Annotated in this window: 10 protein-coding genes; 3 read left to right on the forward strand and 7 right to left on the reverse strand. The window is 73.1% G+C overall.

All coding sequences use genetic code 11. The annotated features are described in order from the left end of the window. Positions 1–19: 19 nt before the first annotated feature. From murD to rsmH, 7 genes are all read right to left on the reverse strand, one after another. Positions 20–1,441, reverse strand: a complete 1,422-nt coding sequence (gene murD, locus ACGF4C_RS06450) for a UDP-N-acetylmuramoyl-L-alanine--D-glutamate ligase (protein WP_393563941.1) — start codon at positions 1,439–1,441, stop codon at positions 20–22. A 41-nt stretch (positions 1,442–1,482) separates the two neighbouring features. Beyond that, entirely contained in the window at positions 1,483–2,547 is a 1,065-nt protein-coding gene (mraY, locus tag ACGF4C_RS06455; RefSeq protein WP_030417128.1) for a phospho-N-acetylmuramoyl-pentapeptide-transferase, read from the reverse strand. Between the two features lie 5 nt (positions 2,548–2,552). After that, the gene (gene murF / locus ACGF4C_RS06460; protein ID WP_362141539.1) at positions 2,553–4,004 is read right to left on the reverse strand and encodes a UDP-N-acetylmuramoyl-tripeptide--D-alanyl-D-alanine ligase; all 1,452 of its coding nucleotides are present in this window, start codon (positions 4,002–4,004) and stop codon (positions 2,553–2,555) included. A 62-nt stretch (positions 4,005–4,066) separates the two neighbouring features. Continuing rightward, positions 4,067–5,842 (reverse strand): UDP-N-acetylmuramoyl-L-alanyl-D-glutamate--2,6-diaminopimelate ligase, encoded by a 1,776-nt coding sequence (locus ACGF4C_RS06465; RefSeq protein WP_393563755.1) that lies wholly within the window; start codon positions 5,840–5,842, stop codon positions 4,067–4,069. Positions 5,843–5,860: 18 nt separating this feature from the next. Continuing rightward, positions 5,861–7,864, reverse strand: a complete 2,004-nt coding sequence (locus tag ACGF4C_RS06470) for a peptidoglycan D,D-transpeptidase FtsI family protein (protein WP_393563756.1) — start codon at positions 7,862–7,864, stop codon at positions 5,861–5,863. A 7-nt stretch (positions 7,865–7,871) separates the two neighbouring features. After that, a complete protein-coding gene (locus ACGF4C_RS06475; protein WP_393563758.1) occupies positions 7,872–8,567 on the reverse strand; it encodes a septum formation initiator family protein in 696 nt (231 codons plus the stop codon). Next, positions 8,564–9,565, reverse strand: a complete 1,002-nt coding sequence (gene rsmH / locus ACGF4C_RS06480; protein WP_393563759.1) for a 16S rRNA (cytosine(1402)-N(4))-methyltransferase RsmH — start codon at positions 9,563–9,565, stop codon at positions 8,564–8,566. Before rsmH ends, ACGF4C_RS06475 begins: the two co-directional genes overlap by 4 nt. A gap of 426 nt (positions 9,566–9,991) precedes the next feature. On the opposite strand from rsmH, the gene ACGF4C_RS06485 reads away from it, so the two are divergent. The 3 genes from ACGF4C_RS06485 (at position 9,992) to ACGF4C_RS06495 (ending at position 13,203) form a co-directional block, all read left to right on the forward strand. Next, positions 9,992–10,552 carry a carbonic anhydrase gene (locus tag ACGF4C_RS06485; protein ID WP_030415506.1) on the forward strand — a complete coding sequence of 187 codons (561 nt, stop codon included), beginning with the start codon at positions 9,992–9,994 and terminating at the stop codon, positions 10,550–10,552. A 243-nt stretch (positions 10,553–10,795) separates the two neighbouring features. Continuing rightward, positions 10,796–11,815 carry an AAA family ATPase gene (locus ACGF4C_RS06490; protein WP_393563760.1) on the forward strand — a complete coding sequence of 340 codons (1,020 nt, stop codon included), beginning with the start codon at positions 10,796–10,798 and terminating at the stop codon, positions 11,813–11,815. Next, a complete protein-coding gene (locus ACGF4C_RS06495; protein WP_393563761.1) occupies positions 11,815–13,203 on the forward strand; it encodes a DUF58 domain-containing protein in 1,389 nt (462 codons plus the stop codon). The genes ACGF4C_RS06490 and ACGF4C_RS06495 overlap by 1 nt, the downstream gene beginning before the upstream one ends. Positions 13,204–13,214: the final 11 nt, after the last annotated feature.

Below are 13,214 nucleotides of genomic sequence, written 5' to 3' on the forward strand. Positions count from 1 at the left end.
GGCCACGGGGAGAAACGGTCTACTGGTCCCTCGCGGTCAGCTCGCGGACCGCATCGGCGAAGGCGTCGCCCCGCTTGTTGTAATTGACGAACATGTCCATCGAGGCACAGGCCGGGGCCAGCAGGACGGTGTCGCCGGGCTCGGCCAGACGGGTCGCTTCCCGGACGGCCTCGGGCATCGCCCCAGTGTCGGTCCGGTCGAGGTCGACGACCGGGACCTCGGGGGCGTGTCGCGCCAGGGCTTCGCGAATCAGCGCCCGATCGGCACCGATCAGCACCACGCCGCGCAGCCGGGCCGCCGCCGTCTTCACCAGCTCGTCGAAGGTCGCGCCCTTCGCGAGCCCGCCGGCGATCCACACGATGTGCTCGTACGCCGCCAGCGACGCCTCGGCGGCGTGCGTGTTGGTGGCCTTGGAATCGTCGATGTAGCGGACGCCGTCGATCTCCGCGATGTGCTGGATGCGGTGGGCCTCCGGGTGGAAGGCGCGCAGGCCGTCGCGCACCGCGGCCGGGGCGACGCCGTAGGCCCGGGCCAGCGCGGCGGCGGCGAGGGCGTTGGCGACGTTGTGCGGGGCGGCGGGGCCCGCGCCGGGGGCGATGTCGGAGACCTCGGCGAGCTCCTGGGCCTGCTTCTGCCGGTTCTCGACGAAGGCGCGGTCGACGAGGATGCCGTCGACGACGCCGAGTTCGGAGGGGCCGGGGGTGCCGAGGGTGAAGCCGATGGCGCGGCAGCCCTCCTCGACGTCGGCCTCGCGCACCAGGTCCTCGGTCGCCTTGTCGGCCACGTTGTAGACACAGGCGACGCGGTTGCCCTCGTAGATCCGGCCCTTGTCGGCGGCGTAGGCCGCCATCGAGCCGTGCCAGTCGAGGTGGTCGGGGGCGAGGTTGAGGACCGCGGCGGAGTGCGCGCGCAGCGACGGTGCCCAGTGCAGCTGGTAGCTGGAGAGCTCGACGGCGAGCACGTCGTAGGGGCGGGCGCCGTCCTTGCCCTGGTTCAGCACGACGTCGACGATCGGGGTGCCGATGTTGCCGACGGCCAGGGTATGCAGGCCCTCGGCCTCCAGGATGGCGGCGAGCATCCGGACGGTGGTGGTCTTGCCGTTCGTGCCGGTGACCGCGAGCCAGTCGGCCGCGTCCGGACCACGGAGCCGCCAGGCGATCTCCACGTCGCCGACGACGTCCACACCGGCCGCCGCGGCCGCCGCGAACAGCGGGCTGTCGGGCTTCCAGCCGGGCGAGGTGACGACCAGGCCGGTGCCCTCGGGCAGGGTCTCGCCGTCGCCGAGGCGGACGGCGATCCCGGCCGCCTCCAGTGCGCGCGCGGACTCCTGCTGCTTCTCGCCCGCGCCGCCGTCCACGACCGTGACGCGGGCGCCGAGGCCGGCCAGGGCGCGGGCGGCACTGATGCCGCTCACGCCGAGGCCGGCGACGGTGATGTCCATGCCGGCGAACCCCTCGGGGATCCGGTCCGGGTCGTGCGTGGTCACTTCGCTGCCTGCCAGCCGCCGTAGAAGATGCCGAGTCCCACGATGACGCACATGCCCTGGATGATCCAGAACCTGACCACCACAAGGACTTCGGACCACCCCTTGAGTTCGAAGTGGTGCTGTAGTGGCGCCATCCGGAAGACCCGCTTGCCGGTCATCTTGAAGGAGCCGACCTGGATGACCACGGACATGGTGATCAGGACGAAGAGACCGCCGAGCAGGGCGAGCAGCAGCTCCGTGCGGGAGCAGATGGCCAGACCCGCGAGCGCGCCGCCCAGGGCCAGCGAGCCGGTGTCGCCCATGAAGATCTTCGCGGGCGAGGTGTTCCACCACAGGAAGCCGAAGCAGGCGCCCATCAAGGCGGAGGCCACGACCGCCAGGTCGAGGGGGTCGCGGACCTCGTAACAGCCCGGTCCCGCGGTGATCTGGTTGGCGCAGGACTCCTGGTGCTGCCAGATGCCGATGAAGGTGTACGCGCCGAAGACCATCACCGAGGCGCCGGTGGCCAGGCCGTCGAGGCCGTCGGTGAGGTTCACGCCGTTGGACATCGCCAGGATCATGAACAGCGCCCAGATGACGAAGAGCACCGGGCCGATCTGCCAGCCGAAGTCCTGGGTGAAGGACAGCCGGTCCGAGGCCGGGGTCTGTCCGCGCAGGTCGGCGAACTGCAACGAGAGCACCGCGAAGGCGATGCCGACGATCAGCTGGCCGGCCATCTTCGCCTTGGCCCGCAGGCCCAGCGAACGCTGCTTGACGATCTTGATGTAGTCGTCGAGGAAGCCGACCAGGCCCATCCCCGCGAAGAGGAAGAGCACCAGCACGCCCGAGAACGTCGGGTCGCTGGAGGTGATCACCTTCGTGACGACGTAGGCGATGATCGTCGCCAGGATGAAGGAGATGCCGCCCATGGTGGGCGTCCCCTTCTTGCTGCCGTGGGTGCGCGGGCCGTCATCGCGGATGAACTGCCCGTACCCCTTCTTGGCCAGCAGTTTGATCAGCAGGGGGGTGCCGATCAGGGTCAGGAAGAGCCCGATCATTCCGGAGAAGAGGATCTGCTTCATCGAGTTCATCGGGTCGCGGCTCCACCCTCGGCGCCCGCGGCGCCCGACAACCCTGCGTCATCCAGCAGTGCTGCGGCCACCCGCTCCAGCCCCACCGACCTGGACGCCTTCACCAGCACGACGTCTCCCGGCCGCAGCTCGCTGCGCAACAGGTCGACCGCCGCCCGCGCGTCGGACACGTGCACCGACTCCTCACCCCACGAACCCTCGTTCTTGGCGCCCATGTCGAGCCAGGCCGCTTCCCTGCCGCCGACCGCCACGAGCTTGCTGACGTTGAGCCGGACGACCAGCCGCCCGACCGCGTCGTGTTCGGCGAGTGACTCCTCGCCGAGCTCGGCCATCTCACCGAGCACCGCCCACGTACGAGCACCCTTCGCCTTGGCGGCGGCGCCCATCGCGACCAGCGCACGCAGCGCCGCTCGCATGGACTCGGGGTTCGCGTTGTAGGCGTCGTTGACGACCGTCACGCCATCCGCGCGCTCGGTGACCTCCATGCGCCAGCGGGAGAGCGTGCCGGCTTCGGAGAGCGCGGTGGCGATCTCGTCTACGGGCATGCCCAACTCATGGGCGACGGCGGCCGCGGCGAGCGCGTTCGACACGTGGTGCTCACCGTACAGCCGCATGGTCACATCGCTGCACCCGGAGGGTGTGTGAAGCGTGAAGGCGGGCTGTCCGAGCTCCGTGAGCCGGACATTCTCGGCGCGTACGGCGGCGTCCTCGGCCTCGCCGAACAGCACCGTGCGGGCCTTGGTGCGGGCCGCCATGGCGCGCACGTAGGGGTCGTCGGCGTTGAGCACCGCGATCCCGCCGTCCTCGGCGGCCGGCAGCGCCTCGACGAGTTCGCCCTTTGCCTCCGCGATCTGCGCACGGCCGCCGAACTCGCCGATGTGCGCGGAGCCGACGTTGAGCACCACGCCGATCCGGGGCGGGGTCAGCGCGGCGAGGTAGCGGATGTGGCCGACGCCGCGGGCGCCCATCTCCAGCACGAGGTGACGGGTCGTCGCATCGGCACGCAGCGCGGTCAGCGGCAGCCCGATCTCGTTGTTGAGGTTGCCCTCGGGCCAGACGGTCGGGCCGTGCCGCTGCAGCAGCTGGGCGATCAGGTCCTTGGTGCTGGTCTTGCCGGCCGAGCCGGTCAGCCCCACGACGGTGGTGCCCAGCCGCTCGACGACGGCGCGGGCGAGTGCGCCGAGCGCGGCGGTGACGTCGTGCACGACGATCGCCGGGACGCCGAGCGGGCGGGCGGCCAGTACGGCCACCGCGCCGGCCTCGACGGCGCCGCGGGCGAAGTCATGGCCGTCGACGCGTTCCCCGGCGAAGGCCACGAACAGGCCGCCGGGGCGGACCGCCCGGGAGTCGGCGACGACCGGTCCGGTGACCTGGCGGTCGGCGTCCGGTATGTCGTACTGCTGCCCGCCGACGATGCTCGCGATCTCGGCGAGGGACAGGGAGATCACAGGTCACCCCCGGCGAGCGGCGGTCGGTGACGGCGAATCGGTTGTGCGCGCATGGCGGAGTGTCATCCCTGGTGTTTCGGGTGCGGTGACGTCAAGGAAGCCTCGATGGCCTCGCGCAGCACCTGACGGTCGTCGAAGGGGCGTACCACTCCGGCGATGTCCTGGCCCTGCTCATGGCCCTTGCCCGCGACGATCACGGTGTCGCCGGGCTCGGCGCGGGCGACGGCGGCGGCGATGGCGGCGGCCCGCTCTTCTTCCACCAGCACCGTGCCGCGTTCGTGGATCGGCACCTCCGCGGCGCCCGCCAGCATGGTGGCGAGGATCGCGAGCGGGTCCTCGCCCCGCGGGTTGTCGGAGGTCAGGACGGCCGTGTCGGCGAGGCGGGCGACCGCCGCGCCCATGGGGGCGCGCTTGTGCGGGTCGCGGTCGCCGCCGCAGCCGAGGACGGCGTGCAGCTTGCCGTCGGTGACCTTGCGCAGCGCGCGCAGGACCGACTCGACGGCGTCGGTCTTGTGGGCGTAGTCGACCACCGCCAGGTACGGCTGGCCGGCGTCGACGCGCTCCAGGCGGCCGGGGACGCCGGGCACCGCGGCGACGCCGTCGGCCGCGGTCTGCGGGTCGATGCCGGCGACGACCAGCGCGGTGATCGCGGCGAGCGCGTTGGCCACGTTGAACGGGCCGGCGATCGGGGAGGCGGCGCGGAGCGTCTGCCCGTCGGGGCCGTGCACGGTGAAGGTGGAGCCGAGTGCGCCGACCTCGACGTCGGAGGCGCGCCAGTCGGCGTCCGGGTGGCCCTCGGCGGAGAAGGTGGTGACCGGGACCTCGGATTCGCCCTCGGCCAGCCGCCGGCCGTATTCGTCGTCGAGGTTGACCACGCCGGCCCGGCTGCGGGCCTTGGTGAACAGCTGGGCCTTGGCCTGGAAGTAGTCCTCCATCCCGGAGTGGAACTCCATGTGCTCCGGGCTGAGGTTGTTGAAGATCGCGACGTCGAAGACGCAGCCGTCGACCCGGCCGAGGACCAGGGCGTGGCTGGAGACCTCCATGGCCAGGGCGCGGACGCCGCGCTCGCGCATCACGGCGAACAGCGCCTGCAGGTCGGTGGCCTCCGGGGTGGTGCGCTCGGACTTGATCCGCTCGTCGCCGATCCGGGTCTCCACGGTGCCGATCAGGCCGGTCAGCCCGCCGTCGGGGCGCTTCGCCGCGGCGGCCCGCAGTCCGCCCTCGATGAGGTACGCGGTGGTGGTCTTGCCGGAGGTGCCGGTGATGCCGATCTGGAGGAGGTCCTCGCCCGGCGCGCCGTAGATGGAGACGGCCAGGGCCCCCATCCGTGCGCGCGGGTTGTCGACGACGAGGACCGGCAGGCCGGTGGCGGCCGCGCGGTCGGCGCCGGACGGGTCGGTCAGGATCGCCGCGGCGCCGAGGTCGGCGGCCTGGGCGACGAAGTCGGCACCGTGCAGCCGGGCGCCGGGCAGGGCGGCGTAGACGTCGCCGGGGCGGACCGCCCGGGAGTCGTGCGTGATGCCGGTGACACCGACGAACTGCGCGGCGTCAGCCGCTCCGGTGGAGCCGGTGCTTGCACCGGGCTGCTCGGGTGCGAGCGCGGGGGTGCCCAGCTGCTCGGCGAGGTCCGCCAGGGGGGTGGGGCGGACGTGGTCAGGGCGCGGCGCTCCCGGGTACGTACCGGGACCACCCTTCTGAGCGTGCGGGGCGTTCGGGGACTGATCAGCTTGTGACACGGCGGTGAGCGTACCGGGCCGATCGGGCCCGGGGCGAAGTGAGGGCCGTGTGGGGGCGCGGTCGGCGGGCTCGGGGAGGCCGTCAGGGGTGATGGTCGTCACGGCGGGATTGCCTCGATTTCATTGGCCTGGCCTGAAGGTGACCGGCAGGCGCGGGGGCTCGGCGCCGGTCGGCGGTACCTGGAGGGTCTTCAGCGCGAAGGCCATGACCTGCTGGTAGATCGGGCCGCAGACCTGGCCGCCGAAGTAGCTGCCCCTGGTGGGATTCTGCACGGCGCAATAGACCGTGATGCGCGGTTTGTCCGCGGGGGCGAATCCGGCGAAGGACGCGGTGTAGCCGTGGTAGCGGCCGGTTTTGGGGTCCACCCGGTTGGAGGTGCCGGTCTTGCCGCCGACCCGGTAGCCGTCGATCTTCGCCTTCGCGCCGGTGCCCTCCTCGTCGTCGACCACCGACTCCAGCATGGTGGCGAGGGTGCGGGCCGTCTTCTGGCTGACCACCCGGGTCTTCGCGGGCCTGGGCGCCGGGACGAAGCGGCCGTCGGGCCCGGTGCTGCCGCGGACGAGCGTGGGGGCGATCCGCTCGCCGCCGTTGGCGATGGTGGAGTAGACCGAGGCGGCCTGTACGGCGTTGAGGGACAGTCCCTGGCCGAAGGGGATCGTGTACTGCTGTGAGGTGTTCCAGGCCTGCGGCTTGGCCAGGATGCCGTCGGTCTCGCCCGGGAAGTCCAGCCCGGTCGGCCGGCCGATGCCGAATTTGCGCAGGTAGGAGTAGAGGACCCGGTTCGCCTCGGGCTGGGTCCGGCCGAGCTGGCCGGCCGCGAGGATGGTGCCGATGTTGCTGGACTTGGCGAGCACGCCGTTGAGCGTGAGGTGCCAGGTCTCGTGGTCGACGTCGTCGGCGAAGAGCCGGTCGCCGCGGTGCAGCCGGTTCGGGACGGTGACCCGGGTGGACGGGGTGGCCACGCCCTCCTCCAGTACGGCGGCCATCGACATCAGCTTGCTGGTGGAGCCCGGTTCGAACGCGTCGGACAGCGCGGCGTTGCCGAGCGCCTCCGGCTCCGCCTTGGTGATGTCGTTGGGGTCGAAGGCGGGGGCGTTGGCCAGGGCCAGGATCTCGCCGGTGCGGGTGTCCTGGACGACGACGTAGCCGCGGTCGGCGCCGGACTTCGCCACCTGTTTGGTGATGGCCTGCTGAGCCGCCCACTGGATGTCGCGGTCGAGGGTGAGCTCCATGTCGGCGCCGGGGACGGCGGGGTGCTCCTGGGTGGCGGCGGTGGGCACCCGGCGGCCGCCGGACTGGGCGTAGACGAGCTTGCCGTCCTTGCCGGCGAGCTGCGACTCCAGGCGGGCCTCCAGGCCGCCGCCGCCCTTGCCGACGCTGTTGACGAAGCCCAGGACGCCGGAGGCGAGGTCCTTGTTGGGGTAGACGCGCCTGCTGTGCTTGTCGGCGAAGATCCCGACCAGCACGTCGGGGCGGGGCGCGCTCTTGGGGGCGGCGGCCGCCCGGGCGTCGAGGGTCCTGCGGAGGTCCTTGATCCGCTTCCACACCTGGGGGGTCTGCTGCCGGGCGAGCAGCACGTAGCGGGAGCCGGGCCGGTCGAGCTTCTCGGTGAGCGCGGCCTTGTCGACGTGCAGGATCGGCGCGAGCAGCGCGGCGGCCTGCTGCGGGGCGTCGCGGATCTTGGTCTTGGCGGGCGCCAGCAGACTGGGGTCGGCGGTGATGTCGTACGCGTCCACGGAGGTGGCCAGCGCCACACCGTTGCGGTCGGTGAGGTCGCCCCGCTCGGCGGCCAGCTTCACCGGGACGTAGCGGTTCTCGTTGGCCCGGGCGGCGTACGCCCCGGCGTCCACGGCCTGCACCTGGAAGAGCCGTACGACGAAGACCAGCATGATCAGCGTCAGTCCGAGGGAGACCAGGCGGAGCCGGGGGCGCGGGCTGCCGAGGCGGAGCGCCTGGGGGCCGGAGCCGGGCCGGGCCGGGCCGGAGCGGCGGGCGGCCGGGCGGGGCGCGCCGGGCCGCGGCGCGGGGCGCCGGGCGGCGGGCGGGCGGCCGGTGCGGTCCTGGGGCTGACCGCCGCGCCGGGCGGGGCGCGGAACCCGGCGGGGGTCCCTGGGCTCGCTCATACCGCGGTCACCTGCCGGGGGTCGTCGGGGCGGGGGCGGGCGCGGAGCCGGAGGTGCGGGCGGTGGGGGCGGCGGCCCGGGCGGGGACGCGCGCGGGGCCGGAGGCCGGGGACGCGGCGGGGGCCGGGGCCGGGTGGCCCGGGGTGGCGCCCGCGCCCGGGGTGCTCTGCGGGCCGAGCGTCCCGGAGCCGGCCGGGACCGGCGGCTCGACGGACGGCGCGACGACCGCTGTGGTCGCAGGGAGGCGCGGGGCGGCCGGCCCGCGCGTCGTGGTGCCCAGAAGGGCGGACGCGGACGGCTCGGCCGAGGTGCTCAGCGGCGCGCCGTCGGCACCGGCCACGCCGGGCTTGCCGCGGACCGTGCCGTCCGGGAGCAGGAACGCCGGAGCGCCGCCGGGCACCATCCCGAGCCGACGGGCACGCCGCTCCAGGGCGCCCGGTGCGGAGTAGCCGTCCACCTCCTGCTGCAGCGCCTGCTGCTCGTCGGTCAGCTCGTCGGTCTTCTTCTCCAGCCGGCTCAGCTCGAACGACCCTTGGTTGAGCGCGGAGTTGAGCAGCAGCAGGGTGATCAGCCCGGATCCGAGGAGGACCACGATGAGGAGGACGAACGGGGTGCGCGCGGCGGTGCCGGGGGCGGCCGGGGCGGCCGGGAACAGCGCGGAGAGCCGTTTCTGCGCGCTGCGCGGCCGCCCCTGGCCTCTCACGGGGTGCCCACCGAGTGGTGGGTGTTCCTGCCGTTCCTGCCGTCCCCGACGTGTCCGCGGATGCGCTCCGCGCCGCGCAGCCGGGCGGGGGCGGCCCGGCGGTTCTCCGCGATCTCCTCCTCCGTGGGGAGTTCGGCACCGCGGGTGAGCAGCTTCAGCCGGGGCTGGTACTGCTCCGGGACGACCGGCAGGCCGGGCGGTGCGGTGCTGGTGGCGCCGGCCGCGAAGACCTGCTTGACCAGCCGGTCCTCCAGGGAGTGGTACGAGAGCACGGCGATCCGGCCGCCGACCGCGAGCGCGTCCACGGCGGCCGGGACGGCCCGCTCCACGCAGGCGAGTTCGCCGTTGACCTCGATGCGCAGGGCCTGGAACGTGCGCTTGGCGGGGTTGCCGCCGGTGCGCTTGGCGGCCTGCGGGAGCGCGTCCCGGATCAGGTCGACCAGCCGCGCGCTGTTCGTGAACGGTTCCTTGGCGCGCTCGCGGACGATGGCCGAGACGATGCGCTTGGCCTGCTTCTCCTCGCCGTAGGTGCGCAGGATCCGCACCAGCTCCCCGGGCGGGTAGGTGTTGAGGACCTCCGCCGCGCTGATGCCGGTCGTCTGGTCCATCCGCATGTCCAGCGGGGCGTCCTGGGCGTACGCGAAGCCGCGGTCGGCCTCGTCGAGCTGCATGGAGGAGACGCCGAGGTCGAAGAGCACGCCCTGGACCCGGGGGACGCCGAGCCGGTCGAGCACCTCGGGGAGCTCGTCGTAGACGGCGTGCACCAGGGTGGCGCGGTCGCCGTAGGGGGCGAGCCGTTCACCGGCGAGCTTCAGGGCGGCCGGGTCGCGGTCGAGGGCGATCAGCCGGACCGCCGGGAAGGCCGTGAGCAGCGCCTCGCTGTGCCCTCCGAGGCCGAGGGTGCAGTCGACGACGACCGCACCGGGCTCGGCGAGCGCAGGGGCGAGCATGTCCAGGCACCGCTGGAGCATGACGGGTACGTGGCGGGTATTACTCATGCGCCTTCCGATGGGGTGGGCGGCAGGTGGGTCCCCGGCCGCTGGCTGGGGGATGCCGCACGTACCGCTTGGTCCCCGCCCGCTCTGAAGGGGAAGTGGCCCTCCGGCGACGGGGAAGTGACGTCGGAAGTCCATGGGAGCGGGAGGAGGCCGAGCCGTACGTACGATGCGCGCACGCGAGGAATTCGGTATCCAAGGAGAGCGTCACGCCTCCCACTTCGCGCCACTTTAGTCCACCGGCTGCCCCGGTCAATCAACTGGTTCCGCGCGTCCCGCGACGGGTTCGCCGGGGCGTTCCCGGCGGCCTTTTCACCCGTGTGGGGGCTGCCCGGGCGGGGCTGTGGATTACCTCACAACGGGTGATGTTGCCCCCTATGCCCGGCCTCCCACGGGGCCGGAACGGCCCGTGACTATTACGGTGAATGCATGCCCATACCTGCATCGCAGCCGTCGTCCCCGTCCCTCGACAGTGCCGCCGTGCGCTCCGGCGGCACGGTCACCGACCGCCTGGTCGAGGCCAACCAGCGCTATGCCGCCGCCTTCACCGATCCCGGCATGGACGCCCGGCCCGTCCTCAAGGTCGCCGTGGTGGCCTGCATGGACGCCCGTATCGACCTGCACGCCGCGCTCGGCCTGGAGCTCGGCGACTGCCACACCATCCGCAACGCCGGTGGTGTGGTCACCGACGACATCATCCGCTCCCTGACCATCAGCCAGCGGGCGCTCGGCACCCGCTCCGTCGTCCTCATCCACCACACCGGATGCGGTCTGCTCAATCTGACCGAGGACTTCCGCCACGAGCTCGCGGCGGAGGTCGGCCAGCGCCCGACATGGGCGGTCGAGGCGTTCAAGGACCTCGACGAGGACGTCCGGCAGTCCATGCAGCGGGTGCGCACCTCGCCCTTCCTGCTGCACACCGACGACGTGCGCGGCTTCGTCTTCGACGTCAAGACGGGTCTGCTGCGGGAGATCGACCCCCAGGACTGACCGTCCGGAGCGCGGGCCGGCCCGGTTTTCCGGGTCGGCCCGCGCCGGAATCGCCGGGTTCGCCCGGAACGCCGGGGCCTGAGGTGTTGAGTTATCCACAGGTCATGACGCCGGAGCGCGCGGGCGGCAAGAATGCGTAGGTGACGTCGTGCCGGCGGTGGCCGGGCCCGGCGCGCATTTTCGGGGTGGGCCGGTTCCGCACAAGGGGGTGTCGGCCCGTGGCACAGGGCCGAGGAGGGCCGAGTGACGACGTATGACGAACGAGCGAGCCTCACCGATCTGACCACCACCGCGGAGCGGGTTCACCGGTCGGTGGAAGGCGTGATCGAGGGCAAGCCGGAGGTCGTACGGCTCGCGCTGACGGTGCTCCTGGCCGAGGGCCATCTGCTCATCGAGGACGTGCCCGGCGTCGGCAAGACCATGCTGGCCAAGGCGCTCGCCCGCTCCATCGACTGCTCGGTGCGGCGTATCCAGTTCACGCCCGATCTGCTGCCCTCCGACATCACCGGCGTCAGCATCTTCGACCAGCAGCAGCGCGACTTCGAGTTCAAGCCCGGCGCGATCTTCTCCCAGATCGTGATCGGCGACGAGATCAACCGCGCCTCCCCCAAGACCCAGTCCGCGCTCCTGGAGTCCATGGAGGAGCGCCAGGTCACGATGGACGGGCAGACCTACGAACTCCCCAGCCCCTTCATGGTCGTGGCCACCCAGAACCCGGTCGAGATGGAGGGCACCTACCCGCTGCCCGAGGCCCAGCGCGACCGCTTCATGGCCCGGGTGTCGATCGGCTACCCCAGCCCGGCCGCCGAGCTCCAGATGCTGGACGTGCACGGCGGCGCCTCCCCGCTCGACGACCTCCAGCCGGTGGCGCACGCCCACGAGATCCTCAAGCTGATCGACGCGGTCCGCGAGGTCCATGTCGCCGAGGCCGTCCGGCGGTACGCCGTCGACCTGGTGTCCGCCACCCGCCACCACCCCGAGCTGCGGCTCGGTGCCTCACCGCGGGCGACGCTGCATCTGGTGCGCGCGGCCAAGGCCGCCGCGGCCCTCGCGGGGCGGGAGTACGCCCTGCCGGACGACGTCCAGTCGCTGGCGGTCGCGGTGCTGGCGCACCGTCTGCTGCCCACCGCCCAGGCGCAGTTGAGCCGCAGATCGGCCGAGCAGACCGTGGTGGAGATCCTCCAGCGCGTCCCCGTTCCCGAGCCGTCCGCGCAGCCGTGGCGGACGCACGGCCGGCAGCCGCCCGGGGTCCGGGGGTTGTGATGAGTGGAGGGGGGAGCGAGGGGACGCCGGAGCCGGGCGGGCTGCGGGCGGCCCTCGGGGGGATGACGACACGGGGCCGGTCGTTCCTGGCCGCCGGGGTGGCCGCCGCGGTGTGCTCGTATCTGCTCGGGCAGCCGGACCTGCTGCGGGTCGGGCTGCTCCTCATCGCCCTGCCGCTGGTGTGCGTCCTGGTCCTGCACCGCACCCGCTACCGCGTCGCGGGCAGCCGCACCCTCTCGCCCGCCCGGGTGCCGGCCGGCGCCGAGTCCCGGGTCCGGCTGCTGATGGAGAACGTCTCCCGGCTGCCGACCGGCGTGCTGATGCTGCAGGACCGGGTGCCGTACGTCCTCGGGCCACGGCCGCGCTTCGTCCTGGACCGGGTGGAGGCCGGCGGCCGCCGGGAGGTCACCTACCGCGTCCGCTCGGACCTGCGCGGCCGCTATCCGCTCGGGCCGCTGCAGCTGCGGCTGTCCGACCCGTTCGGGATGTGCGAGCTGACCCGCTCCTTCCAGACCTTCGACACCCTGATGGTGGTGCCGCGGGTCGAGCCGCTGCCGGCCGTCCGGCTGGCCGGCGAGGCCGCGGGGTACGGCGACGGACGGCACCGCTCGCTGGCCCTGGCCGGCGAGGACGACATCATCCCGCGCGGCTACCGCCACGGCGACGACCTGCGGCGGATCCACTGGCGGTCCACCGCGCGCCACGGCGAGCTGATGGTCCGCAGGGAGGAGCAGCCGCAGAAGGCGCGCTGCACGGTCCTGCTGGACACCCGCGACCTCGCCCACCCCGGAGCCGGACCGGACTCGGCCTTCGAATGGGCGGTGTCGGCCGCCGCCTCCACGGCGGTGCATCTGCTGGAGCACGGCTTCGCGGTCCGGCTGCTGACCGACACCGGCAGCTCGGTCCCGGGCCCGGACGGCGCCGGTGGTTTCCCGGGGGGCGTCGGCTCCGCCGACACCGCCGGCCTGATGCTGGACACCCTCGCCGTGGTCGAGCACTCCGAGGAGGAGGGACTGTCGGCGGCGTACGAGGTACTGCGCGGCGGCAGCGAGGGGCTGCTGATCGCCTTCCTCGGCGACCTGGACACCGAACAGGCGGCGATCGCCGGGCAGATGCGCCGGCGCTGCGGGACGGCGATCGCGTTCGTCCTGGACGGCGACGCCTGGAGCCGGGGTCCCGGCGGCATCCGGTTCGCCACCGGCCAGGTGCCGCTCGACGAACGGCTGCGGCTGCTGCGGCGGGCGGGCTGGACGGCGCTGCCGGTGACGCCGGGCGACGCGCTCGCCGATCTGTGGCGGGCCGCCGCCGACCAGGCCGGGACGGCACCGGACCACCTGGAGCCGGGGCCGGACGGCGCCGCTGAGACGGTGACGGGGGGACGGCCATGAACGGGAGCGGG

The sequence above is a fragment of the Streptomyces sp. NPDC048197 genome (assembly GCF_043202395.1).
In the GTDB taxonomy this organism is placed as follows: Bacteria; Actinomycetota; Actinomycetes; order Streptomycetales; family Streptomycetaceae; genus Streptomyces; species Streptomyces siderophoricus.

What these genes read in the sequence shown, in the direction of transcription:
- murD (WP_393563941.1), bottom strand. Translation starts at nt 1,441, where the DNA reads ATGGACATCACCGTCGCCGGCCTCGGCGTGAGCGGCATCAGTGCCGCC.
- mraY (WP_030417128.1), bottom strand. Translation starts at nt 2,547, where the DNA reads ATGAAGCAGATCCTCTTCTCCGGAATGATCGGGCTCTTCCTGACCCTG.
- ACGF4C_RS06470 (WP_393563756.1), bottom strand. Translation starts at nt 7,864, where the DNA reads ATGAGCGAGCCCAGGGACCCCCGCCGGGTTCCGCGCCCCGCCCGGCGC.
- rsmH (WP_393563759.1), bottom strand. Translation starts at nt 9,565, where the DNA reads ATGAGTAATACCCGCCACGTACCCGTCATGCTCCAGCGGTGCCTGGAC.
- ACGF4C_RS06485 (WP_030415506.1), top strand. Translation starts at nt 9,992, where the DNA reads ATGCCCATACCTGCATCGCAGCCGTCGTCCCCGTCCCTCGACAGTGCC.
- ACGF4C_RS06495 (WP_393563761.1), top strand. Translation starts at nt 11,815, where the DNA reads ATGAGTGGAGGGGGGAGCGAGGGGACGCCGGAGCCGGGCGGGCTGCGG.